At 43.6% G+C, this 25638-nt stretch carries 23 protein-coding genes; 11 read left to right on the forward strand and 12 right to left on the reverse strand.

Annotated elements, in window-relative coordinates; translation table 11 throughout:
* Nucleotides 1–49: 49 nt before the first annotated feature.
* The 7 genes from gspG to gspM all read left to right on the forward strand — a co-directional run bounded on the left by gspG (nt 50) and on the right by gspM (nt 5527).
* A complete protein-coding gene (gspG, locus tag ACZ5O6_RS00380; protein WP_447092687.1) occupies nt 50–526 on the forward strand; it encodes a type II secretion system major pseudopilin GspG in 477 nt (158 codons plus the stop codon).
* Nucleotides 499–1131: a pilus assembly FimT family protein gene (locus ACZ5O6_RS00385; protein ID WP_464283521.1), complete on the forward strand. Its 633-nt coding sequence runs from the start codon at nt 499–501 to the stop codon at nt 1129–1131. Before gspG ends, ACZ5O6_RS00385 begins: the two co-directional genes overlap by 28 nt.
* The gene (gspI, locus tag ACZ5O6_RS00390) at nt 1124–1510 is read left to right on the forward strand and encodes a type II secretion system minor pseudopilin GspI (RefSeq protein ID WP_447092685.1); all 387 of its coding nucleotides are present in this window, start codon (nt 1124–1126) and stop codon (nt 1508–1510) included. Before ACZ5O6_RS00385 ends, gspI begins: the two co-directional genes overlap by 8 nt.
* An 11-nt stretch (nt 1511–1521) precedes the next feature.
* Nucleotides 1522–2292 carry a type II secretion system minor pseudopilin GspJ gene (gene gspJ, locus ACZ5O6_RS00395; RefSeq protein WP_447092684.1) on the forward strand — a complete coding sequence of 257 codons (771 nt, stop codon included), beginning with the start codon at nt 1522–1524 and terminating at the stop codon, nt 2290–2292.
* Nucleotides 2289–3428 (forward strand): type II secretion system minor pseudopilin GspK, encoded by a 1140-nt coding sequence (gene gspK, locus ACZ5O6_RS00400; RefSeq protein ID WP_447092683.1) that lies wholly within the window; start codon nt 2289–2291, stop codon nt 3426–3428. The genes gspJ and gspK overlap by 4 nt, the downstream gene beginning before the upstream one ends.
* A gap of 174 nt (nt 3429–3602) precedes the next feature.
* On the forward strand, nt 3603–5030 hold the full coding sequence (gene gspL / locus ACZ5O6_RS00405) for a type II secretion system protein GspL (RefSeq protein WP_447092682.1): 1428 nt from the start codon (nt 3603–3605) through the stop codon (nt 5028–5030).
* On the forward strand, nt 5030–5527 hold the full coding sequence (gene gspM / locus ACZ5O6_RS00410) for a type II secretion system protein GspM (RefSeq protein ID WP_447092681.1): 498 nt from the start codon (nt 5030–5032) through the stop codon (nt 5525–5527). Before gspL ends, gspM begins: the two co-directional genes overlap by 1 nt.
* 199 nt (nt 5528–5726) lie before the next feature.
* Here gspM and ACZ5O6_RS00415 read toward each other — a convergent pair whose 3' ends face one another.
* Together ACZ5O6_RS00415 and ACZ5O6_RS00420 are read right to left on the reverse strand one after the other, a co-directional pair.
* Nucleotides 5727–8078 (reverse strand): bifunctional diguanylate cyclase/phosphodiesterase, encoded by a 2352-nt coding sequence (locus ACZ5O6_RS00415; protein WP_447092680.1) that lies wholly within the window; start codon nt 8076–8078, stop codon nt 5727–5729.
* Nucleotides 8071–8715: a methylamine utilization protein gene (locus ACZ5O6_RS00420; RefSeq protein ID WP_447092679.1), complete on the reverse strand. Its 645-nt coding sequence runs from the start codon at nt 8713–8715 to the stop codon at nt 8071–8073. The genes ACZ5O6_RS00415 and ACZ5O6_RS00420 overlap by 8 nt, the downstream gene beginning before the upstream one ends.
* 252 nt (nt 8716–8967) lie before the next feature.
* Between ACZ5O6_RS00420 and gspN the strand changes: the two genes are divergently transcribed.
* Nucleotides 8968–9768 (forward strand): type II secretion system protein N, encoded by an 801-nt coding sequence (gspN, locus tag ACZ5O6_RS00425; protein ID WP_447092678.1) that lies wholly within the window; start codon nt 8968–8970, stop codon nt 9766–9768.
* Between the two features lie 17 nt (nt 9769–9785).
* Here gspN and ACZ5O6_RS00430 read toward each other — a convergent pair whose 3' ends face one another.
* From ACZ5O6_RS00430 to ACZ5O6_RS00445, 4 genes are all read right to left on the reverse strand, one after another.
* Nucleotides 9786–10319 (reverse strand): hypothetical protein, encoded by a 534-nt coding sequence (locus ACZ5O6_RS00430; RefSeq protein WP_447092677.1) that lies wholly within the window; start codon nt 10317–10319, stop codon nt 9786–9788.
* A 59-nt stretch (nt 10320–10378) separates the two neighbouring features.
* Nucleotides 10379–11344 carry a sensor domain-containing diguanylate cyclase gene (locus tag ACZ5O6_RS00435; RefSeq protein ID WP_447092676.1) on the reverse strand — a complete coding sequence of 322 codons (966 nt, stop codon included), beginning with the start codon at nt 11342–11344 and terminating at the stop codon, nt 10379–10381.
* 27 nt (nt 11345–11371) lie between these two features.
* Nucleotides 11372–11980, reverse strand: a complete 609-nt coding sequence (locus ACZ5O6_RS00440) for a histidine kinase (RefSeq protein WP_447092675.1) — start codon at nt 11978–11980, stop codon at nt 11372–11374.
* Nucleotides 11981–12225: 245 nt separating this feature from the next.
* Complete coding sequence (locus ACZ5O6_RS00445; protein WP_447092674.1) at nt 12226–14559, reverse strand: Tex family protein; 2334 nt, start codon at nt 14557–14559, stop codon at nt 12226–12228.
* A gap of 254 nt (nt 14560–14813) precedes the next feature.
* Here ACZ5O6_RS00445 and ACZ5O6_RS00450 point away from each other — a divergent pair, with 254 nt between their 5' ends.
* Entirely contained in the window at nt 14814–15983 is a 1170-nt protein-coding gene (locus ACZ5O6_RS00450) for an efflux RND transporter periplasmic adaptor subunit (RefSeq protein ID WP_447092673.1), read from the forward strand.
* Between the two features lie 47 nt (nt 15984–16030).
* Nucleotides 16031–19150, forward strand: coding sequence for an efflux RND transporter permease subunit (locus ACZ5O6_RS00455; protein ID WP_447092672.1), 3120 nt, complete (start codon nt 16031–16033; stop codon nt 19148–19150).
* On the opposite strand, the gene ACZ5O6_RS00460 is transcribed toward ACZ5O6_RS00455, so the two are convergent.
* The 4 genes from ACZ5O6_RS00460 to hslO form a co-directional block, all read right to left on the reverse strand.
* Nucleotides 19128–19454, reverse strand: a complete 327-nt coding sequence (locus ACZ5O6_RS00460) for a DUF4156 domain-containing protein (protein WP_447092671.1) — start codon at nt 19452–19454, stop codon at nt 19128–19130. The genes ACZ5O6_RS00455 and ACZ5O6_RS00460 overlap by 23 nt on opposite strands.
* A 75-nt stretch (nt 19455–19529) precedes the next feature.
* Nucleotides 19530–19994 carry a GNAT family N-acetyltransferase gene (locus ACZ5O6_RS00465; protein ID WP_447092670.1) on the reverse strand — a complete coding sequence of 155 codons (465 nt, stop codon included), beginning with the start codon at nt 19992–19994 and terminating at the stop codon, nt 19530–19532.
* Nucleotides 19995–20135: 141 nt separating this feature from the next.
* Complete coding sequence (locus tag ACZ5O6_RS00470; RefSeq protein WP_447092669.1) at nt 20136–21692, reverse strand: phosphoenolpyruvate carboxykinase; 1557 nt, start codon at nt 21690–21692, stop codon at nt 20136–20138.
* Nucleotides 21693–21881: 189 nt separating this feature from the next.
* Nucleotides 21882–22754, reverse strand: a complete 873-nt coding sequence (gene hslO / locus ACZ5O6_RS00475) for an Hsp33 family molecular chaperone HslO (RefSeq protein ID WP_447092668.1) — start codon at nt 22752–22754, stop codon at nt 21882–21884.
* Nucleotides 22755–22992: 238 nt separating this feature from the next.
* Between hslO and ACZ5O6_RS00480 the strand changes: the two genes are divergently transcribed.
* Nucleotides 22993–24519, forward strand: a complete 1527-nt coding sequence (locus ACZ5O6_RS00480) for a methyl-accepting chemotaxis protein (RefSeq protein ID WP_447092667.1) — start codon at nt 22993–22995, stop codon at nt 24517–24519.
* Nucleotides 24520–24537: 18 nt separating this feature from the next.
* On the opposite strand, the gene ACZ5O6_RS00485 is transcribed toward ACZ5O6_RS00480, so the two are convergent.
* Nucleotides 24538–24933 (reverse strand): RNA-binding S4 domain-containing protein, encoded by a 396-nt coding sequence (locus ACZ5O6_RS00485; RefSeq protein WP_447092666.1) that lies wholly within the window; start codon nt 24931–24933, stop codon nt 24538–24540.
* Nucleotides 24926–25612: a GMP/IMP nucleotidase gene (gene yrfG, locus ACZ5O6_RS00490; protein ID WP_447092665.1), complete on the reverse strand. Its 687-nt coding sequence runs from the start codon at nt 25610–25612 to the stop codon at nt 24926–24928. Before yrfG ends, ACZ5O6_RS00485 begins: the two co-directional genes overlap by 8 nt.
* Between the last annotated feature and the right edge of the window lie 26 nt (nt 25613–25638).

Here is a 25638-nt window from a genome sequence, read left to right on the forward strand (position 1 = left end):
TGCGCCACAGATTTGAATGATATATTTAAGATTAAGGGTAATGTGATTTATGAAAAGTATACAATTTTCTAACCAAGTTAATACTGGCTACCGCGTTCAACGAGGTTTTAGCTTTATCGAGATAATGGTAGTGCTTATTATTATTGGTATTATGGCGGCAGCGGTAGGGGGTAAATTTTTGGGTAAGGCAGACGAGGCGAGGGTAAAACAAGCGCACGCGGATTTCGCTACTATTGCAGGCCAGCTCAAACTCTATCGTTTAGATAACTATCGTTTTCCGAGCACAGAGCAAGGCCTACAAGCCTTGGTTGAGAAGCCATCGATTGATCCGATTCCACGTCAATGGCAAAAAGGTGGATACCTTGAAGCGCTACCACTAGATCCGTGGGGTAATCCTTACCTCTATGCTACACCGGGTGAAAACGGTGAGTATGATATTTATACCTATGGTGCCGATGGTGTTGCCGGTGGCGTTGAGCAAGATAAGGATATTTATAGTTGGGAACGCTTCGAGGCCAACAAGTAGTCGCTGACTCTTATATGTCTACCTCGCAAAAAGGCTTTACTTTATTTGAGCTGATGATTGTATTGCTGATATTAGCAGCGATTAGTGCAGCAGTAGCCATTACCGCCAATACGACATCATCACCGGAAAAGCGTTTAGATAGTGAAGGTAGAGCGCTATATGCACAAATTCAATTTGCGCTTGATGAGTCCTTGATTCGTCAGCAGTTAATAGGTCTTCGTATTGATAGTGACGGTGATATTGCTAATCAGTACAGTTGGCACAGCTATAGTAGTGCAAATACGAGTGATAGTAACTCGATACCACAATGGGTATCCCTCGACAGCGACGTGTTGACAGAAACCCTGCTATCGGATGGTATGGTGATTAATGCAAAAATCGATGATGCTTTACTAGAAGAGTTATTGGCAGAATCCCTTAATGACGATCGAGAAAGTGTCTCTGCGCCGCCCAGTATTGTGCTTTATCCGAGTGGTGAACTATCGGCATTTACGTTGATATTGTCGTATCTTGATCAAAATATTAGTGAATATACATTTGTTATCGGTACCGATAAACGCGGCCAGTTAACAAACTCAATAGTGGGTGAGGTGGTTGATGATTAAGCGTGTTGTTCATGTGTCTCACCGACAGCAAGGTTTTACCTTAATAGAGGTGCTAGTGGCGACGGCTATTGTGGGCTTAACGATTCCGGCACTCATGTTACTGATGATGAAGCAGGCCGATAATGCCGGCTCTTTGCGAGATCGAGCGATAGCAACGTGGATTGCGGACAACCAAATGACACGTTTGCGCTTAGAGCGCCAACTGAGTAAAGCAACGCTACGCAGTGCGGTAGAAGAGCAGGTGGAAATGGCCGGCACGGAATGGCAGGTGGTTACAGAACCCGAAAAAACGTCTGTGGGTGCATTGCTTCGCTACCGTACAACCGTCAGCCTGACAGACGATGCGCCTATTGTTGTTCTCGATAGTTATATTCATTAACGATACGGTTCATGCGCTCAACCATGCCAGCACTCACGCCACCTCTTATACCACCCCAAGCATCATCATCCCTCGTCTTAGCGCGTGGTTTTACCTTGATAGAAATGTTGGTTGCCTTAGGTATTGGTGCGGTGATCGCGCTGTTATCTTATCAAGCGCTATCGGGCGCTATTAATATAGAATCGCGGGTAAGCCAGCTCACACAGCAAATGAATGCCACGCAACGCGTGTGGCACTTTTTTGCGGACGACTTTCAACATACGGTCGCGCGCCCTTGGCAGGATAGCTTTGGCAATCAACAACCGGTAATGGTTGGTTTATTGGGTGATCGCCTCTCTCAAGGCGCAGGTGCGGCTGTGGGTGATGATAGTTATTTATTGCGGTTTGTACGCAGTGGTGACCACAATTTTTTACGTCGCCCCCGGAGTAATATGCAACTTGTGGGCTACCGTATTACGGCCAATGATACATCCAATGACAGCGGAGAGAGCCTATCCTCTGAACCCACGGTAAGTTTGTGGCGAGATTATTGGCGGCCCATCGATGGTGCGGATGAATCAGACGTAAAAAGTCTTTTGTTGATCGATAATATTCATGCCGTACGATTTCGTTATTTATCCAGCGAGAGCCAAACCGCAGCAGATGAAGCATGGATTACCGGTTGGCCCGAGTCGGATCAAAAAAATAATACCTTGCCCATAGCGATAGAAATCAGCCTAGATATTGTTGGCATTGGTAGTGTCACGCGCTTGTTTCCTTTAGTGCAGGCAACAGCGCTATGAGACATATATCGTTTGCTAAACAGCGAGGTTCAGTTTTATTAATCGCAGTGTTTATTACCAGCGTGATTGTGGCAATTGCAGCGCGTTTTACCGGTGATTTTCAGTTGTCGGTTGCTCGAGCAGAACATACGATTATTGGCGCGCAATTACAGCAATACGCCTACAGCACAGAAGAGTTTGCGGCTTGGGTATTAGAGCAGGATGCGGATAATGATAATAGTAACGGTCGTTATATTAAAAACGGTCGTCAAGGAAGTTATGATCACTGGCAAGAAGACTGGGCAATCGCTTTAAATGTACCTGTAGATGATGCCGTGATTAAAGCGACATTAACGGATGCACTAAGCCGGTTTAATCTCAATCAATTGCAAGGGCGGCCTACGCCTTATAATCCACAGGGGACATTGAACGAACGGTTTACGACGGGCCAGCAACGTTTTATGCGTTTATTACAAACACAGCCTGACGATTTAGTTGACCCTAGTCTAGCGCAATCCATTACCGAAGCGGCGATTGATTGGATGGATGGTGATAATAATGTTACCGGGCAAGGTGGTGCAGAAAATAATTACTATAGCTCTCTCGATACACCGTATAGAGCGGCTAACCAACCGTTTATTAGTGTGACAGAGCTTCGTCAAATTAAAGGAATCACCGATGAGATCTATCGTTATTTAGCGCCATTGGTTGTGGTCTTACCCAATGATGTAGGGTTTAATGTCAACACTGCATTGCCAGCGGTAATGCGAAGTTTGAATCAGCAAAATATAGATACACCATTAGTTGAATCGGACGCGGCCTTATTAACAGAAGGCCGGCCTTTAGCGGAGGATACCGCTGCAATTGATAATAATGAAAATGCTACTGCTGAAAACAACAGTGAGATTCAAGATAGTCAGGCATTTGAATCGGTCGAAGATTTTTTAGCTAGCGATGGGTTTAGTCGGGCATTTGATAATGACCCGGATTTTTGGCCTGATGCACAGGGCTTACATACGGGCAGTGAGTTTTTTATCTTAGACATTGAAATCACAATTAATACGTCTAGTCACCGCCAAATGAGTTTACTTAAACGAGAGTTGACCCAAGAAGGCGTCAAAACAAAAGTGTTACGCCGAACGCGTCAGCAGTTATAAGAAAGTATCTGTAGTGCATTCTTATAACAAAAAACCTGCTTTTTTGTTCGAAGTTTTAGAATGCACTACAGGTAAAAAGTATAGGTGGATACAAATAGGTATCGGCTTCTTTAAAGGAATGCCTTGTTGGCATATTCCATAGATAACATAGGTTTTATATAACATAGGTTTTTGATGTTGAAACAGTATGCCTACATAGAGTGGCTATCTTTTGAGTTACCTCAAGTTGATCCCGCGGTGAATGATGAGCTAGCAAATGATAGTGATATGGAAGACATTAATCCGTTTTCTGCATCGCAGTATCGTTGGCTGCTTAGTAATGGCGATGTCGATTTGCAGCAAGCAATAACGGGTTCTAGTAATGAATTATTAGCGTGGTTACCTTCCACTGTTGCTGCAAACAATACCGATATTGTGTTTGTTATTCCGGGTGCGAAGGTTGCTGTTCAGCAGGTTCCTTATCATGAACGAGAAAAGCGTCATTTTATAAAAATGCTGCCCTACGCTGTAGAGGATTCAGTCATCGATGATGTCGATGATCTTCATTTTGCTGTCGGCCAAAAAACAGAAAGCCAAGCAACGATTGCCTATGTCAATCAACAATGGTTCGAGCAAGCGCTCGCATTTTTTGAAGCAAATGGCCAGAGTGTTGCGCGCAGTGTCATTGATTTTCAATGCCTGCAGAGGGCAGATAACACTTCGACGTTATGGTTTAACGGTGACCAAGTCATTGCTAATAGCCATACAGGTTCAGGCTTTTCTACAAATACATCTCTAGCAAATAACTTTTTGCGGGGGCTGTTGAATAGTTCTTTGCCTAATAAAATGACTGAAGAAAGTAAAGAAGACAGTGTTGATAAGATAGCATTGTCTGGCAACCCGTCCGATAATGATATTGCCTATAACGTCTATGTTGCTGATGTAGAGCCAGCACCGTCTATAGAACAAGCAGAGAGTACACCACTAAAAACCCCATATAGTGTGGAACAAGTGACTCGTACTTTCCATACATTGGCTCCCGAAATTCATAGTGAGTTTCATACGCAGTTACCGCCACTTTCGTTGAATAACCCACATATGATTAACTTTTGTAGTGGCGATTATGCGCCTAAGAAAAAATCGTCTGGTCGTGGTATTTCTTGGTCGTTAGTTGGTGGCGTGGGGCTAATAACTATATTGCTATTTTTTGTAAGTAACGGACTCGATATTTATTTAACACAACAAAAGATTGCTGCACAAGAACAAAAAATAGAATCGCTGGTGCGGCAAGTTATTCCTGAGGGTGTGATACGTGATCCTATACGATCACTAACTAATAAACTAGACGACGTCGCCGGAAGTGGTGAGCAAGCGAGTCAGGTCGTGAGAATGTTGTCGAATGTCGCGCCTGTTGTGCAATCTTTGGATATAGAACTATTGACGATCAACTACAAACATAAAGAAAAAACATTACGCTTAAGTGTGCAGGCTAATACATTTAATATTGTCGAGCAATTAAGAGAAAGTATTGAGGCAAAAGGTTTGCGTGCCGAGTTGCTCAGCTCTAATGCGATTGATAATAAGTTCCAAGCAAGGTTGCGTATTTTTCAGGAGAATCAGTGATGCATTTTTTTGATAATACTAGCGAAAATCTAAAAAGTAATTGGCAAGAAAGATCGACTTCAGAACAGCGTATTATCGTCATTGTTGGAATGCTAGCTGTGATTTGCTTAGGCTATTTTTTTATTATAGAACCCGTGATGGACTATCGTGATAAACAGCATAGACTGTTATCGCAAAAAACAAAAGTGTATACCCAAGCTGTACCGTTAGTCAGCCGTATAAAATCAAGAACATCGGTTGTTGCGGGTGAAGAAGATGCTGGGGGTTTGGCAAAAATAATGGATGATTCTTTGCAGCAGTATAATTTGTCTATGCGCGGATTTCAGCCAGGGCGTAATGGTGATGCGAGGTTACGTTTGCGCGATGTTGATTACAAATCAACGATCCAATGGCTTTATGATATTGAATATAATAGGAATATTGTTATTGACGAACTTTCTATTTCGTCGTCACAAGATACGAATTTACTATTAGTGAATGTGCGTGTAAAAAAATAGTGAGTCTAGGTTTTTATATGATTTTTACTTTGGAGTCATACTGGACTTGATCTGTTATATGTCTAATTACTGCTGTCCCGTTAATTTTTCGATAGTGGAATTCTAACCATTAGGCAAAGCCATTACCCGCATGGATGCGGATGTTGAGCCTACATGGACGAATTATCCATCGTTTTCTTATATAAAGTACCCTTAGGTATTACGATTCCTTTACCGAGTATATCTTAGACGTATAAAATTTTGCTATCCATTCTATGATTTTTTCTCCGGCCATTGGCCGGGCAATAAAATATCCTTGAGCCCATTTGCAACCAAGATCAGAAAGAAGAGTGAGAGTTTCAAAATCTTCGACACCTTCTGCAATAACGGCAAGATCAAAACTGTTGGCAAGATCAATCGTTGATCTAACAATGATTTGGTCGTCAGGATTTTTTGCCAAATGCATGACAAACTCTCTGTCAATTTTTAGCTCAGTAACGGGCATATTTTTAAGTTGTGCAAGCGAAGAATAGCCGGTGCCAAAGTCATCGATAGCGAGTTTAAATGATTGCTGTCTAAATAGCCCGAGTAAATGAATGGCTTCTTCAGGTTTGCTCATAATTTCGCTTTCAGTAATTTCAAATGAAAGGTAATGTGAAGGGATGTTGTAATCAACAAGCATTTTGTTAATAATCGATAACATTTCTTTTCTGGCGATATCTTGAGCAGATAAATTAATAGCCACCTCAAAATGATAGTTTTGTTTTTTCCATTGAAATATTTGTTTTACTACCGTTTCTATAATCCATTCTGTTAATGCATTAATAAGACCCGACTGCTCGGCTAAAGGAATGAAAACATCCGGTGGTATAAAACCTCTTTCTTTGTGATTCCAACGAATAAGTGCCTCCATTTTATTGACTTTTCCGGTTTCTAAGTCCAGTTTAGGTTGATAAAACATAGAAAGCCCTAAGCCATTGCCTTGAATCGATAAACGCAAATCTTCAACAATTTTTAGTCTTTCTAAATACTCTGACTCCTGACCTGATTCATAAGAGCAAATCTCATTATTAGCCATGCAGCTGGAGTCCATGGTGATATCGAGTTTGCGCATTAAGCTCTCAATATTGCTATTACTTTTTCCAAATGGGATGGTGCCAATAAATATTTCAGCGTTTACGTGAACATGATCTTGAGATAGCGATTCGGTAATAGTTGATTTAAGTAGTGTGTGTATATTTTGAATGTCTTCCATAACTAGTTCGTAATCAATCATTGCCATAAATCGTTCGTCGCTAGATCGGGCAACACATATAAATCGCTTAGATAAATACTGGCTTATTTTTTTCAAGCATAACTGGCCAATACCGGGTCCAAACATATTTGTGATTTGTCGAATATTATTAATGCCAAAGCCAACTAACTGAAAACGTTTGTTTTTGTCGATGTGCTGCTGCACACGCTCAATAAAAGAGGTTCTGTTAAGTAACCCTGTGGTGATGTCATGTGTTGCACGGTATTTTATTTCTTTTTCGCGATGCTGAATGTCAGTCTGCATTTTATCAATCGCTAAAGTAAGTTCATTGACTTCTTGTGTGCCACTATTTGATTCTACCATTGAGGAATAATTTCCAGATGAAATGGCTTTTGTCGTTACGACCAGTCTGTTTAACGGCGAGGTTAATTTTTTAGAAAATATAAGGGCTGTAAAGATAGCAAATGGTAATGAGAAAACAGAAACTAGAGAAATTTTTAATTGTAAATTATCAAATTCAGTAAATATTTCATGAAGGTCAATGCTTAAATAAACCGAAACACTATCATCGCCTGTGAGAGGGTAAATGGTGGATTGTATATGCTGTGGATATGTGAAAGGTAATCTCCATTGCAATGCCGATGTTGATGCTTTTAGTGATTTTCTATCAACAATATGTGCTTCATGTAATGTGGATATGCTAAATTCTTTAGTGCTTTCAATGTCTGGAAAAACACTTTTTTTCCAGACAAAACTAATCGCTAAACCAGTAATTTTTTGTAGTTCTTTTGCTAATTCTTGATCAAGTTCAAAGCCAATAACGGCAATAGCAATAGGGGTTGGTGCGTCTACGGAGACAAAAATAAGTTGATATAGCCGATTATTGATAGGCGCAACCGTAATGATTCCCCCTTCAGCTAACACCTGAGATGTGATGTTTTTTAAAAATGGTGTTTGTAGCTCATCTCCGGTTGAAATGACATTTTTCCCATTGATGTCAAAAATAGCCATTAGATCCGAATCAATACGTTTCCCATGGTTGGATAAAGCACTTTTTATAGTAGCCACGTCCTCACTCGCGACGGTTTTTCTAAATCCAAAGTCAGCAGTTAAGATTTCGGCAGCGTTAATTAATAGGTCTTCCCTATTTGATAAAACACGCTCAAGTACATTAATCCCGACGGAGAGTTCTTTTTTAACCTGATTTTTGGCAAATTGATCAGTAGAAAACCAAACCACAACAAGTACTGCTACCGTTGCAATAAACAGCAAGCCTGCGAATAGAGCGCTAATACGAAACTGTAAGGTTTTAGCCACGATTGTATCGGCGCTTAAAATTATCGAATGTTTTAGGCGCTGCTGGTGAGACGTCGAGTGTTATTGTGATCTGTTTTTCAGCAGATAATTTTTTTGGATTCAACGTTACGCTATGTACATCGGATCCTCTGTCAGACATTTGAGGGTGCCAAAGTGTTGCGCTTGTGTTGTCTGTGAACTCAGGTAAATGGATTATGCCATCATTATTGCTCACGGCAGACCACTGCCCATCACTAACTAGGATATAGCCGATCATATTGTCATGTATATTACATCCCAAAACGATAATGCCCGGGCTATCAAACATAATCGGTGATGTTTCAGTTCCACTGTATAGCTTAATTTCAAATGGTTTAGCTCTCGAAAAAGAATAGACATGGTGTCTAACATTATCGCTATTAGGGAAAGCAACGAGTTGCCCTGCGGAGGCGGTTAATACGCTGGGGCTGAACTGCCGGTTACGCTGATCCATGACTAAAGGCTGCGTAGTTGGTGTCGCTGCAATGCTGGGTAATACAACCACGGCATTTTCTAAAGGTAGCCCTTGGTGATCTAGCACCTGTAAAGTAATCGCATCAGCAGCATTCATTGCCAAAAAAATGATAGTGCTTAATACGCTATATATAAGTTGTTTCATAAGTTGGCTATCTGCATACCGTAATATGATAAATAAAAGGGGCTATTGAACGCATAAAGTTTCTCTATAGAAACGTTGTCGGCCCTTATTTGTAGGTTCCATATAAAGTGTAGAAGTGAATCGTCGTCTTTACCAAAAAATACTCTTGCTAGCTCTTCCAGAGAGCTTGTTTTATATTTAGGTATCAGCAGGCATTTAAGGGGTATCGTATAATGTCAGGCTTTATAAAAATAACCGATGAGAAATATTGATATGAAGGCTTGGGTAGTATGGCCAGTGAGTGTTTTGGCTATCTGTTTGATTGCCGTTGGTTTTTTTCCGATTCAGTGGCTGCTTGGTCAATCTGCATTTTCTTTTGGCAAGGTAAATATAGGAGCGGTATCAGGTAATGGATGGCAAGGGTATAAGGTCAGAGATGTGTCAGTTGATCACCGAGGTTATCGCATAGAGGCTGGTAATATCCGTGTGCGTTACGCTGATGTGCACCTGCTATCAAGATCGATATGCGTGCACGTACGCTCATTAACGACGGAAAAAATGATGACTGGAAACGGAAGAATTTGTTATCACTGGGGTGATCAATCATGGTCAATCAGTGATGTATCCATCCAGTCATCGGGGCAGCTGGTAGCCGAATTAACCGGTATAGAATTACAAGGGCAGTTATTTGCTCATATTAATTATGCCCATATTAGCGCCGCACACCAATTATATAATATAGATGGTGAAGTGACGTGGAATGAAGCGCAGTGGTTTAATGGTGAGCAATGGATAGCGTTGGGCCAACTATTAGCAACGGTCGATAGCCTGTCAGAAAGTCAGTATGTCGAGCCGTTACTTGCTGCAGAATCACCACAGATTGAAATTAATATCATGGATATTGATAGCCCATTACAAGTATCGATAAAAACAATAATAGCCGCACAAGGTATAACAAGCATTGAGGGTTACATACAACCTTATGCCGACATAGGGCAATCACTGCGAGATAGTTTGCAGTTGGTTGCTTCTAGCCAGCAGGGGCAACGTTACTATTATTATTATCAATGGTAGTTAGTCTGCGTATATATTTATTTGATGAGAATAAATTCGCTCAATTTATCATTGCTAAGACGCATGAGGTGAGACGCTCCATTCAATGAAAAGCGTAATGTTGCATCATTATTAGAGCGAATAAATATTGTATCTTTTTCTTTAAGACGAACAGTCAATCCTTTCTGAGGATGAATAAATAAAGGGGTTGTTATTAGGCTAATACGTTGACCACCAGCGATGATGGAAGCGCGATCAATGACATTGTTGCCTTTAAGGATAGTGCGAAACTGTAATTGGTAACCCCCATTAAGTTGTTGGCTTGGGATGTCACTATTAGATGATGAATCTGAACGTTGAATAAAACTCGCTCGCAAGCTCGCTGATGACTTTTTGTTCTCAAAATAGACGGTTGAGTCTACATTAAAAGTATCGACTATATCGTTATCATTATTAGTCTCACTGTTGGACGTTGTTGCGTTTGGCGTTTGTGCACAGCTCACAAGTAGCGGTAGTAAACAGGCAACCAGAAGGAATGGCCGACGGTGTGAGTAGCGATTAAAAAAGAACATAATTTTGCCTGCTTTTGTGAGGCTCGCAATGAGCTTGTTAGGCAAAATTGTATCAGAAATTATTCACTCTCGTCGGACGCTTTAGGGTATTCATAAATGTGAGTATTGTTTCTTCCCGCCTGTTTTGAATCGTAAAGCGCCTTATCGGCAAAGTCGATCCAGTTTGTTGCGTTTTTAAGTGACGGGTCAAACGACGCTAGTCCAAGGCTGACGGTATAGCTAATCACCTCGCCTTCATAAACCGCAGGCTTTGCCGCAATTTTTTTACGAATACGTTCCGCTAAGACATAAGCAGAATCGATAGGGGTGTGGGGTAATAAAATGACATACTCTTCACCGCCATAGCGTCCGGCAATATCGGTTTTACGGATTGATTGCCTAACAATATCGGCAGTTTGACGAATCACTTCGTCGCCAGCGGGATGCCCATAGTTATCGTTTACTTTTTTGAAGTGATCAATGTCAAATATAATTAGCGAACAGTTTTCATGGTAGCGCGACTCACGTTCAAATTCTTTTTCTAACAAGTCTTCCCATGTTTTTCTGTTGAGCAAACCGGTTAAGCCATCGGTTCGACTAATATGTTCTAGTGTCGAGTTGGCTTTTTCCAATTCGATATTGTTAACCGCCTGTTCGGTCACATCGTAAATGATCACACAAATACTTTCAGTACTACCATCTAAGCCCTGAATGGGAATAAATGTACTGTTTTGGTACATAAACTCAGCTTTGCCGGTGATGGGGCGATAATTTTCAAATCGAAATAAGTAAGGGCGCTGTTCCCATGTGGTGAATGCCGAATTTTTTAACACATAAACAGATTGAACCTTGCGCTTAAACCAGGTCTCATCAATTTCCGGAAACAAATCAAATAGAGAGTGGCCAATGACTTCTTCTGCTCCGGTTGCGCTGTGGTTCTGCATAAAGCTATTCCACAGGCGCACTTTATAATTTTCGTCGAGTAATACGAGGCCGACATCGACATTCTGGACCACATCCATGATCCAGCGAAAATCATTCATCATTGAGTTAGGCTCAGTCATCACCGGTCATTAATCCAATAAGTAGCTTAGTTTGTTGAGTAAATAGTGAAGTGAGCGCTCAGTAATAACAATTAATAAGTCGCATTGCACATCATAATTTTCTATTTGATAGCCCACTTCGATAACGAGTGCCTGATTCCAGCGCACATTATCTGAGTTAAGCAGTTTGTCGAGTTCTTGGTGCTGCCCGAGTATTGCGGGGGGGCCAAAACTAAATTCAATATCTAACTGTTCAGCGATGCCACGTAGCAGTGCGCCGACTAAAATATTAGTGGCATCAATCAATACTTCTCGCTCTGCGCTACCCGACACATCGTCTTCGTAGCCCATGAGTTTGGCAAGATCATTAAAGCTGGTGTCGTTAAATAGCAACATCGACTCACCAGAGATACCGCCACCAATAAAACCTTGGCAAACACCCGACACACTTTGGTCATCTACGGTTTGTACCGCCATGGCAATTTCGGTGGGTGATAAAATGGCGACATGGGGAATCGACAAAATAACAAAAGCATCCAAAAGCCGAGCCAGATGATCTCCCGCTTGGCCCATGGCGACATTGCTGATTTCTTGTAAGCAGTCGCGATGATCTTCGCTTAATACTATTTGTTGGTTCATGCGTTTATGGCTACGTTTTGACTATGGTGTTATTGAATATTTACTGGTCTCTTTCAATAGTAGTATAGGATGTTCACTCTTGCAGAAGAAAATGTACTTAAGATGCAAAGGTTTTGTGACGCTGGTTATAAATTCAGCATTTTTGGTGTTAAGAGGAAGGGGTTTTGGCGGTTACATGACATAACCGCCGTCAATGGTGATCAAGATTTCTATAAAAGTATGAATGATCAGTGTTTGTTGAGGCCTTATTTTTTGGGCTTATTCATTGCCGCTTTTAACAGATCGCCCATAGAGCCTACCGCGGCTTTTTGTGTTTGTGCCTTATTGTGCGAGCTTTGCGTGCGGGTGGGTTGACGACGCCGTGCCATTGATGGCCCTGATTTGTCTGATTTTTCGTCAGTGTGAGTGTTTACTTCGTCATCAAGTCTCATGCTTAAAGCGATGCGCTTCCTGGGAATATCCACTTCCATCACTTTTACTTTAACGATATCTCCCGCTTTCACGACTGTACGAGGGTCTTTGACAAAGGTATCAGATAGCGCGGATATATGGACTAAGCCGTCTTGATGTACGCCAATATCGACAAAAGCGCCAAAGTTAGTCACATTGGTAATCACGCCTTCCAGTATCATGGCGGGTTGTAAGTCTTTGAGAGTATCCACTCCTTCTTTAAAGCTGGCCGTTTTAAATTCAGGTCTGGGGTCTCGACCCGGCTTTTCAATTTCCTTAAAAATATCTTCAACGGTCGGCAAGCCAAAGCGTTCATTGGTAAAGTCTCTTGGCTGAAGTGTGCGAATGCGCGAAGTATCTTTGAGTAAGCCTTCAATGGGTGTATCGAGTTGCTGGCTCATCGCCTCTACGACGACATAAGATTCCGGGTGGACGGCTGAAGCATCAAGAGGGTTGTCCCCATTCGCAATACGTAAAAAACCAATGGCTTGTTCGTAAGTCTTTTCGCCTAGGCGGGGAATATCTTTCAGTTGCTCTCGGCGAGAAAAACGTCCGTTGCTGTCACGAAAAGCCACGATATTATTGGCGATACTTTGATTTAAACCGGACACGCGAGCCAGTAACGGTGCAGAGGCGGTATTTACCTCAACACCCACGGCGTTTACACAGTCTTCCACTGTGGCATCAAGCGCCTTTGCCAGTTTTGCTTGCGATACATCATGTTGATACTGACCAACACCAATAGACTTGGGTTCGATTTTAACTAGCTCGGCCAGCGGGTCTTGCAGGCGGCGAGCAATCGAGATCGCGCCACGAATGGTGACATCGAGGTCAGGAAACTCTTTCGCCGCGAATTCGCTCGCCGAATAAATAGAAGCGCCGGCTTCATTAACCATGACGGTTTTGGCCGATAGCTCTGGGTGGCGTTTTAGCACATCGTTGGCAAAACTCTCGGTTTCTCGTGATGCAGTGCCATTACCAATGGCAATCAATGCCACGTTGTATTTTTGGCAAAAATTCACCAACACCGCTTCGGCCTCTTGTAAGCGTCGTTGTGGTGCATTAGGAAAAATAGCGCCGTGGTCTAAGACTTTACCTGTTTCATCAATGACGGCAACTTTAACACCGGTACGTAGCCCGGGATCTAAGCCAATGGTGTTTTTTTGTCCTGCTGGAGCGGCGAGTAATAAATCGTTTAAGTTGTTCGCAAATACACTGATCGCATCCGCTTCGGCACGCTCGCGCGCTTCAGAAAAGAGGTCGGTTTCTAGGTGAGTCAGGAGTTTAATACGCCATGTCCAGCGCACTACTTCATGCAGCCATTTATCGGCAGGGCGCTGTTCATCGTTAATATCCCAGTGGCGGGCAATCATGACTTCACAGGGATGCCTGTCGGCAAGATCCGCTTCTTCGACGGTGAGGTTGAGTGACAAAATCCCTTCATTGCGCGCCCTAAATAGCGCCAAAGCGCGGTGAGAAGGGAGTTGTTTCAAGGGCTCTTGATGATCAAAATAGTCGCTGAATTTTTGTCCTTCGCTTTCTTTGCCTTTTAGCACTGCCGCGGTGATGTGCCCTTTATCGGTTAAATACTCACGCAGTTTACCGAGCAACTTAGCGTCTTCACTAAAGCGTTCCATCAGAATATATTTGGCGCCATCGAGTGCATCTTTTACCGTTTCAATTTTATGTTCGGTATTGAGGTAGTCATTGGCTACTTCATCGGGATTAAGGCTTGGGTTCTCGTAAAGCGCGGTCGCAAGCGGCTCTAAACCGGCTTCGATAGCGATTTGTCCTTTGGTTCGACGCTTAGGTTTATAGGGGAGATAAATATCTTCTAACTGGTTTTTGGTAGTGGCTGCGGCTATATCGGCTTGTAATTCGGGAGTTAACTTACCTTGCTCGTCAATGCTTTTCACGATAGCGGTACGTCGGTCTTCTAGTTCACGTAAATAGCCGAGTCGTTCTTCTAATTGGCGCATTTGGCTATCGTCTAAACTGCCGGTCACCTCTTTTCGGTAGCGAGATATAAAAGGCACGGTAGCACCTTCATCGAGTAGCCCGACGGCAGCGGTGACTTGCTGGAGTTGAACCGATAGTTCGTCGGCAATGCGTTGGTAAATACTGGTCATATAGAATCACTTATGAATAATTAGCGGTAGCGGCGGTTAGTGTAACGGTCTCTAAACATGATTTACGGAGTAAACGGTACACTCAGTAAGAAGCATCATTACTGGTACAAAAGTATGGCATTATGCGTAAAACTGATCGTATTGTTATTGTCAGGGTGTACATAATGTCCGTATCTAAAGCGACATTTTATAGTGATTACGGGCTATAAACAGTCTTGAAATCTAGATTTTTTTGTGAGCGAGGAAACTCTTCAATGCAGCGTCAACAAGGGTCAGCAAAGACCATCATTATTTTACTGCTCGGCCTGCTTATCGCCGCTGCGCTGTACTGGTTTCGTCCACAGCCTGCGCTGCGCCCGCCTGTCGCGGAAACTCTGCCTGTGGTATCGGTATTGTCTGTCAAACCCCAATCGCGCACTCTTTATGTGGGCACTCAAGGTACCGTCACGCCACGTCGCGCCATTGCTTTGGTTGCTGAAGTGTCAGGCCGGGTTATTGAGATGGATACACGTTTTGCCGATGGCGGCCGTTTTGTAGATGGCGAGACATTAATGACCTTGGATGACAGAGACTATCAATATCAGTTGATCGAAGCGGAATCACAGTTGGCAATAGCCACCCGAGAACTGGCACTTGAAAAAGGCCAAGCGAGGCAGGCCAAACGCGAATGGCGAGATTTGGGCAATAAAGAAGCCAATGCACTATCGTTGCGCCAGCCCCAGGTCAATGCTGCACAGGCGCAATTAGCCGCCGCTAAAGCACAACAAAATATCGTCCGTCTTAATATTCAACGTACAAGAATTCAAGCGCCGTTTTCCGGGCGCGTGCAACAGCGCTATGTGGATATAGGGCAATACGTCACAGCAGGAACAACCGTTGCTGATATTTATGACAGCAGCAGTGCCGACGTGCGTTTACCACTGAGTGACCGACAAATGGCTTTTTTAGGGCAGCCTGTCGGTGAGTTGTTTACGATTGACCAGTCGCCGCCAGTCGTATTATCGGCTGAAGTCGGTGGACAACGGCGGCAGTGGCAAGGGCGCTTAGTGAGTATTGATGCAACCGTTGATGAAACCACGCGTTTTTATTCTGCTGTTGCACGTATTGAGCAGCCCTTTGATCGTCAGCGACATGACTACCCCCTACCCATGGGGTTATTTGTTGAAGCCATGATTGAAGGCCGCGTGGTGGATGATGTGGCTGTTCTTCCTGAAAAAGCACTGATTGATCAGCAGTGGGTGTATGTTGTTAATGATGATTCACGTATCGAAAAACGGTCGGTGCAACGCATACGTGCGGACGGCGCCGATATATGGGTGCGCGGTAATATCTCCACCGGTGATCAAGTCGTTGTTAGCGACCCTCGCGTGTTATCAGAGAGTATGCAAGTGACCGTATCCATTCCAGCATCGTCTGCAAAATAGTCGATTGATGTCGCCAATAAATTTTTTCAATTAATGAACGCGTAATTATGAAACGTATCGTCGAATGGTTTATTCACAATCCTATTGCTGCCAATTTATTGATGGTGGTGATTTTATTTGTGGGTTTGAAAAATATCCCCACCATTGGCAAAACTGTTTTTCCGCAAACCGATCAAAGTACGATAAATATTAGTACCTCTTATACCGGCGCTAGCCCTAGCGAAGTTGAGCAACAAGTGGTGATTCGTTTAGAAGAAGCGGTTGCAGATCTAGAGGGTATTGATGAGATCACATCAGCCGCTCGTGAAGGCTTGGCGCAAGTCACCTTAACAATAATAGACGGCTACGACGGACAACGTTTACTTAACGACGTAAAAACACGTATTGATGCAATAACAACACTGCCGGATGAGGTGGATACGGTCAATGTGAGAGAAGCGATTCCTAAATTTCCTTTGATGAGTATTGCTGTACATGGTTACGCCGATGAACAGCGATTAAAAGAAACGGCTCAGTGGCTCCGCGATGAAATGACGCTGTTGCCGTCGGTGTCGAGTGTCACTATTGATGGTGTGCGCGACAATGAAATGTCGATAGAAATATCGGAACACAGTTTGCGCCAATACCAGTTGACACTCGATGATGTGGCCAATCGTATTCGTCGTTCGTCACTCAATGTTCCGGGTGGAACAGTAAAAACAGATGCCGGTAATGTACAAGTACAAACGCGAGGTCAGGCGTATAGCGAAAAAGATTTTGCCAATATTGTGATCGCGACTAGCGAGAATGGCGCCCAATTATTATTGGGTGATATTGCGATTATTCATGATGGTTTTGCCGATGAAGATAGCGAAGATAATTTTAACGGTGAGCCGGCAGCATATTTAGAAGTGTTTACGACGACGCCTCCGGATGTATTAGATGCAGCAGCAGAAGCCAAATCAGCGATTGAAACACTGCGTCCGCGATTGCCCAGTAGTATTCAATTAACGGTTTGGCGTGACCGCTCGTTGCTTTTTGAAAGCCGCATGAATTTATTGCTCAAAAATGCCATTAGTGGATTACTTTTGGTTTTTGTCGTGCTGATGTTATTCCTGACACCTGCATTAGCGGGTTGGGTGAGTGTCGGTATTGCTACCGCATTTATAGGCGTATTTGTGTTACTACCTTATACCGGCGTTACGATTAACATGTTGTCGATGTATGGCTTTTTGCTGGCGCTAGGTATTGTGGTTGACGATGCCATCATTGTTGGTGAGAGTGTTTATGCCAGCCAACGGCGGGGTGAACGAGGTGTGGCGGCGGCGATGTCTGGCACGTTGTTTGTTTATAAGCCGGTATTATTTGCCGTGATCAGTACGGTGATTTTTTTCTCAGGTATTTTTGGGTTGCCGGGTTGGATGGGCTCTTTGGCTTATCCTATTGGTGTGGTAGTGATTGTTTGCCTTTTATTTTCTCTTATCGAATCGTTGCTCATTTTGCCTTCTCATTTGTCTCACGCAAGTCATCATGTTGATGAAAAAAAGCCAAGCCATTTTTTATCACAAAAGTTTTTAGCGTTGCGCGAAACAATGGCAAAAGGTTTGGAAACATTAGCGGCGCAATATTATCGTCCCTTTTTAGAAAAAACATTACACGCTAATGGAAGAACACTGATTGTTTTTTTATTATTTTTTATCATTGTGATGGTGATGTATTTGTCTGGTGGTTATGTGAAGTCATCATTCAAAGTGCAGGCAACGTCAAACAGTATTCGTATCTCGGCAACATTGCCAGAGGGCGCCGCATTTAGCGAAGTAAAACGCATCCAACAAAAAATAGAACAAGCGGCTTATGCACTTAAAGCAGATCCAGCGCTGCAAAAAATTAATGGTGATGCCCCTTTTATTCGTGCGATACGATCAGTGGCTTCTGGTAATAGTGTGCGTGTTCGAGTGGCTTTATTGCCTGCGGAAGATCGTACTATCAATATTTTACAGGTGAAAGATCGTTGGCGGGAAACCATTGGCGAACTGACGGGGGTTAAAGAATTAAGTTTACGCTATACCATCAATGCCAATAGCAAGGCATTACGTTTTCGTGTCAATGTAACGGGTAATAATCAAGAGGTGTTAACCGCGTCGGTTGATGTGCTCAAACAAACGCTGGCAAATTATGCAAGCGTATTTGATATCGAAGATACGTTAGAAGGCGCACGTACTGAAGTTGAATTACGCATTAAACCACATGCAGAAGTATTAGGTTTACGCTTGGCAGATATTGCAGCGCAAATACGGCAAGGTTTCTATGGTGAAGAAGTGCAGCGCATTCCCCGTGGTACCGACGATATTAAAGTGATGTTACGTTACCCAGAAAATGAACGTCGAACATTAGATGATATCGAAAATATTTACATTCGTACTCAAGATGGGCGTTCGGTGCCGCTAGCCAGCGTGGCTGAAGTCATTACGATTGATGGCTATAGTGTGATTCATCGAGAAAATAGGCGTCGCACTATTGTCGTATCTGCCGATGTGAATGAAGGCGTCGATGCCTTGCAGTTGGCGAATCAAGTATTAGATGAAAACTTAGCGCGTTGGCAGCAGCAGTACACGGGGCTAACGGTAGAGGTCGCGGGTTCGCTGACCGACCAAAAAGCATTTAATTCGACACTGTACTTGAATATGATTATTGCAATTTTTGTTAGCTATGGGCTTATGGCGATTGCTTTTCGATCTTACTGGCAGCCATTGTTAATACTAACGGCAATCCCTTTTGGCTTTGTCGGCGTGATCTTAGGCCATATGATTATGGATAAGTCGATGAGTATTATGTCTATGCTCGGTCTGTTGGCATGCGCGGGTGTTGTGGTGAATGATAATTTGGTATTACTTGATCGTATTCAACAGCTATACAAAAAAGGGCAGGATACAATGAGTGTGCTTGCGCAAGCGGGGCAGGATCGTTTTCGCGCGATTATTCTCACTTCATTAACCACGTTTATTGGCTTGTTACCCATTATGTTTGAAACGAGTGTGCAGGCACAATTTCTCATTCCTATGGTGATATCCTTATCCTTTGGTGTGTTATTTTCGACGTTTGTAACACTATTATTAGTGCCCAATTTATTTTTACTCGGCGTTAAATGGTCGGGTCGTTTTTCTTCTACGGGCAGCGATACGCAATAAAGGACTGTTTGCCCTCGATGGCTGGTGTCTTTGCAACAATAGCATTAGCATTTAAGGTTCCCGCTTCGTTACGTGCAAGAATAGTGAGCTCTTGTTGAATCTTTTTTTCGTTTCGGCTTGTACCTGCAACAATACTGGCCTTTGTGCTGGCATTGACTACGCCTACACGTTCGCAAGTTGGGGTGAGCTGCTCGTTTGTGAGCTGTTTGACGAGTTGGCCTGCTGTATTTAGCTCGACCCAAGTGCAGCCGCCAAGTAAAACAAAGGCTATTGTTGAGAGGGATTTTATCCTGAGTGCTTTCATATTTTTTTCCTAAAAGTGAGGGCGCTGCCCCTCAATCATGCATCGTTAAGATTTATCATTGCAGCGTATCATGACCTATTCAATCACTTTACTTGCAATGACTTCGTAAGGAGCATACCCACGCTTTTGCCACCATGTTTCTGCTGTGGTGTTGCTGGTATCCCACCCGACTTGAAAAGCCTTTGCGCCTTTATTTTCTAGTGCGCGTTCGATATGTTCAAGTAACTGTTGACCAATGCCCTGCCGGCGGCGGTCGGCATCTACCCATGCGCTGTAAATCACCCCCACCGAGGAAATAATAACACCGGGTTTATCGAATACATGCCCGGCAATAGTGCCGATAATTTCACCGCTGTCATCGGTGGCGACTAACACTATGGCATGTACAGATTCAATGGCATGCCGTAATACTTTTTCTGCATGCGCAGGTTTGTCTGCACTATCGCCGCCAAATGGCCGTATTGTTGCCGCGCGGTCGATGCCTTGCCAGCAACCAACCAGTAGAGGAATATCTAATGCGTGAGCGGGGCGAATGGTCATAGGGTTCACTTGTAAAGTTATCACCTTATCAATATAGCCTATCTCTTATGCTGAGATAAGCGACATTATTATTAATCCACCGTAGACAATAAAAAAAGGCCGCAAATGCGGCCTTTTTAGTTTTTGTATAACGCGTAGTGCTTAACCTTTAGGCCCTGCACCTGCTACGTCATCGCTGACATTAAACTTCTTAATGTTTTCAGCAAATAAACCCGCTAATTTAGACGCTTGAGCATCATATTCTGCACGATCTTCCCATGCATTTAATGGGTTAACGTATTTCGCTTCAACACCAGGAATCTCTGTTGGAATATCGAGATTAAGGATGTCTAAGTGCTCAGTATTCGCATTATCTAAAGCGCCACTTTGGATGGCTGCAACAACTGCACGTGTTACAGGGATCGGGAAGCGTGAACCTTTACCGTTTGCGCCACCAGAACCACCTGTCCAGCCGGTGTTAACAAGAAATACTTTTGCGCCGAATTCTTCAACACGTTTCATGAGCAGATCGCCGTACTCGCGTGCAGGACGTGGCATAAAGGGTGCGCCAAAGCAGGTTGAAAATGCGGGGTGAATACCTGCTTCTGCACCTAACTCGGTAGAACCAACACGTGCGGTATAGCCAGATAAGAAGTGATAAGCGGCGGCTTCTTTGCTCAGAATAGAAACTGGAGGAATCACGCCGGTGACATCACAAGTTAAGAAGATAACGTTTTTAGGCTCACCTGCACGATTTTCTAGCTGGCGCATTTCTACATGCTCTAGTGGATATGAGCAACGGCCGTTTTCGGTCAAGCTGGTGTCGTGGTAATCCGGTACGCCAGCAGCGTCGTGAACAACATTTTCAACAATGGCACCTTTACGAATGGCATCCCAGATAACGGGTTCATTCTTTTGGCTCAGATCGATAGTCTTAGCGTAACAACCACCTTCGATATTAAAGACCGCGCCTTTCGCCCAGCCATGTTCGTCATCACCAATTAGGTAACGCTCAGGGTCAGCAGATAAGGTCGTTTTACCCGTGCCAGATAGGCCAAAGAACAAGCAAGTGTCGCCGTCTTTACCGACATTGGCAGAACAATGCATTGGCATGACGTCTTTTTCAGGCAGTAAGAAGTTTTGTACGGAGAACATCGACTTCTTCATTTCGCCAGCATAGCGCATGCCGGCAATTAAGATCTTGCGTTGTGCGAAATTAATGCAAACAATACCTTCAGAATTCGTGCCATCGCGCTCGGGTTCGCAAACAAAATTAGCGGCATGAAGAATATTCCACTCTTCTTTTGAGCGTGGGTTATAGCTATTTGTACGGATAAACATGTTGTAAGCGAACAAACTGTGCCACGCAGTTTCTGTTGTTACGCGTACAGGCAGATAGTGGTCGGGATCTTCGCCCACATGAAAATTAGAAACAAATTGATCAACATCAGCGATATGGTTTTCAACACGTGACCATAAGGCATCAAATTTATCGGCAGGGAATGGGCGGTTGACAGTTTCCCAGTCAATAGCGCCAGACGTTGAGGGCTCTTCAACAATAAAGCGGTCGGCAGGCGAGCGGCCGGTGCGCGCCCCAGTTTCTGTCGCAAGTGCGCCAGTATGAGTCAGCTTACCTTCGCCGCGTTCTAGCGCTTCAGTAATGAGTTCGTCGGCAGTTAAATTCGTAAAAACTTGAACGGGGGTATCAACCTCAGTCATTCTTTTGATCCTGTGTGGATGGCTCTATGCAGATGCTAGGAAGCCATTTTCAGTTATTGTCGGCGATGCCGACAGCTCAATAATTAAAGGGTCGCGCATTATCTCAGAATCGGCAAAAGAAGCGAAGCCCTAATGTGCTTATTTTTTGATCAAAGCAAAATTTTTATGGTCTCTCCCTTAAGGATAAGGTCAATGTTGAGTGTCTGGGGCAAATAGAAGGCGTACATCCTCCTTTAAGTAAACGTATTGATGACCGCAAAAGTGGCAGTCAACGGTAATTTTACCCTCTTCTTCAATTACTTGATTGAGAGACGCTTGGCCTAACCGGCTGAGAGTTTGATTAGCGCGTGCTTGAGAACAGCTGCAGCCAAACTGCACCGGTTCGGCATCAAACATGCGTACGCCACGTTCGTGAAATAGGCGCGTAAGCAAGGTTGAATGATCAACCGTTAATAATTCCTCATCGGATACTGTACTGGCTAAATGGACTTGCGTCTCCCAAGTATCGTCATTGTCTTCTTTGCTGGCGACTTGTTGTGGTAAGCGCTGCAGTAATAAGCCAGCAGCGATATTCTCGTTTTGACTTAGCCAGATACGCGTCGGTAATTGTTCAGACTGTAAAAAGTAGTTTTCTAAGCTCTCGCTCAATGTTTCGCCTTCTAAATCGACAATGCCTTGATAACGCTCTCCTTTATCGGGGTCGATAATGATTGATAGGACACCTTCACCTAGTAGAGAGCGTAGCGATCGGTTGTCTAAACCTTGGTGCTGCTTAAGTTGGGCAACGCAGCGGATTTTTTTCTGGTGATCTACTTCGGCCATAATAAGTGGTAAGTCGCCTTCTCCTCTGGCTTGTAGGGTCAGTGTTCCATCAAACTTTAATGTTCTAGACAGTAACGAAGCGGCGGTTAAAAACTCGCCTAACAATGTCTTAATGGCTGCGGGGTAACGTTGATGTGCAAAAGCATCGCGTAGTGCTTGATGTAATGTGACGATTTCCCCGCGGATATCGCTACTATCAAAGATAAATCGGTGGAGCTGATCATTAGAGGCGTTGGTCATAATGCATTACTTGTGTTGTGAGCGTTATCCGCTGGTGAAATGGCGTTGAAAGAGTGCTTGTTAGATTATATTGATGAAAAAAAATCATCTTCTCGGTAATTGATATAGCGCTTAGTCATAAGGCGATATAAAACTGGTGGGATCAATAAATAAACCCGCTATTTTTTCGACAATAGAAAATTATCTTCTACCATTAGAAGACATAGAGTCGATTTTAACTCGTTGAGGAAAAGAAATCATGTTTCACGGTCTAGCGGCAAAATTTAGTATTGGGGTGTTCATTATCGTTGCCCTATTATTTTCTGTATACAGTACATACGATTATCAGAGCATGTCGTCGCGCTTATATAATGATCAAGAGGCTCGCGTTAACTTAGTCGTGAATAGTTTATCAGGGACTATACCTACGGCACTTTGGAATTTCGAATCCGAGACAATTACCAGTGCTTTGCAAAGTAATCTGGGCGTGCCGGGAGTGAGCGTGGTGGGCGTGATCAACGCTGAAGGTCAGCTATTTGATGCTTATACCTTGGGACAAGATGGTAAGCCGGAGCAAATCAGTGATATCGATATCGAAGACCCAACCTTAAAAAAATACGCACTACGTTATACCGATGGTTCAAAGATTCGTGAAGTAGGGCATCTGTTTTTTGTGACTAACACCGACCATATTGAAGCAGAATTATCGCAGCTCATCCTTATTTCTTTAGGTAAGACTCTTTTATCAATCACTTTATTAGTGAGTATCATTGTATTGCTGATGAATGTACTTGTGTCACGGCCGATTAATATAGTGGTTGAAGCGTTGCGTGATATTTCGATGGGTGAAGGTGATTTAACGAAACGTTTACCAGAAAAGGCCGCGGGAGAAATTGGTACCTTATCACGTTACTTTAATAAGTTTGTTGAGCGCATACAAAATATGGTGATTGACTCTGCAGCAACTAATGATGATCTAGCCGAAGCGGTTGACGAGCTTAAGTACATCGTGGATAAGAGCTCTGAGCTGGTGAATACTCAGCAAGACGAGACTAATATGGTCGCTACCGCCGTGAATGAAATGAGCGTGACGGCTACAGAGGTGGCGTCTAATGCTAATGAAGCGGCAGAGTTTACGGAAACCGCCAATAAAGAAGTGGGTGATGCAACGGAGATGATTTCAAGAACGGTTGATGTTGTTGAAAGTTTGGCGAACGACTTTACCAACGGCACAGCCAGCATTGCTTCAGTACAAGACCGCGTCAATGATATCGGCTCTGTGTTGGATGTTATTCGCGGTATCGCAGAGCAAACCAATTTGTTGGCGCTGAATGCAGCCATTGAGGCCGCGCGTGCGGGAGAGCAAGGTCGCGGCTTTGCCGTTGTTGCAGACGAAGTACGTGCACTCGCTGGCCGCACTCAGCAGAGCACAGGTGAAATTCAAACCATGATTGAGCGTTTGCAAGAAAGCGCCGGTGAAGCCGTTAAAGTGATGGATGGCGGTACGGCAACCAGTAAGAATGCTGTATCAATGGCCAATGACGCAGTGAATAACCTTTCGGTGATATCTGAGCATATCAATTCACTCAATGGTATGAATTCACAGACAGCATTGGCAGTGGGTGAGCAGTCTCAAGTTTCGGAATCAGTGAGCGAGAATATTACGCGCATTGCGAGTCTGGCGCATGATACTAATAAGGTAACCTCTAAAGCACTGAAAACTAGCTCATCGGTAGAGTCAGCGACGAATCGCCTAAAAGCCATGATTGGCAGTTTTAAAGTGTAGCTCAGCCATCGCTGTGTTCTATTCAATATTATCCATCATTTCTTTGAACTGATGGATTTGGCGTCGCTGCTTTTTAGTGGGTCGCTTATCAGTTTGTAGGCCAGAAGCACTTTTAAGCAGCTTGCGTTGCACATCGTTTTGCAGGCGCTTTTCGATACTTTCTGTTGTTTCTTCGTACATTAAGACTGCCTCTGGTGCGCCCCTACGCTTATCAGACAGCCCGATGATCTTGACGGTTTTTTCATCCCAGCCTTGTCGAATAGTTAATAGCATTCCCAGCGTGATATCTTTACTGGCTTTGACACGTTGATGATCACAGTGCACCTTCCCCCCTTCTATTGCTTGTTTGGCAAGATTCCGGGTTTTGAAAAAGCGAGCGGCCCATAGCCATTTATCAATGCGTAGCTTATCCATGGTGTGATGTGGGTATCGTCATAATTTCTGAGAAGTGATGAATGGCATCCCATGCATCGAGCGTTCTTTCAATGCAACTGTCGGGCTGATGAATGCCTAGAGTATAAGCAATGCCATAGTCTTTGGCGGTTTTAAGAACTTGTAAATTGTCATCAATAAAGAGTGTTTTTGCTGGGTTGTAGTCAATGAGCATCTCCAAATGCTCGGCGAGACGCTCCCAAAACAGTCGCTCTTCTTTGGGTACCTGAAATTGGTGTGATGTAATAATATGATGCAGGTAAGGCGTTATGGCTGTAGACGCTAGCTTCATGTTTAAACCAATAGGGTGTGCATTGGTGGCGAGTATGACGTGCTTGCCCTGTTCGTGTAAAAACTGTAAAAAAGCCAGAGTATCTGGGCGCACCCTAATCTTATGAGATATTTCTGGCTCGGCTTTCAGCGCTCCAATATCAATGTCGAGCGCGTCACTCCAATAGTCAAGGCAATACCAGTTCAGGGTTCCTTCCAGTGAGCGTATATGTGTTTGTAGTGTTGCTTGCGCTTCTGCAAGAGGGAGTTGTTTAATTTCAGCATAACGAGCAGGTAAGTGGGTTGACCAAAAGTAATTGTCGTAGTGCAAATCGAGTAATGTACCGTCCATGTCGAGCAAAACAGTATCAATCGAATTCCAATTTATCATTGTAGTAACATGGCGGTGAAGGTGGG

Source organism: Eionea flava, from assembly GCF_055393785.1.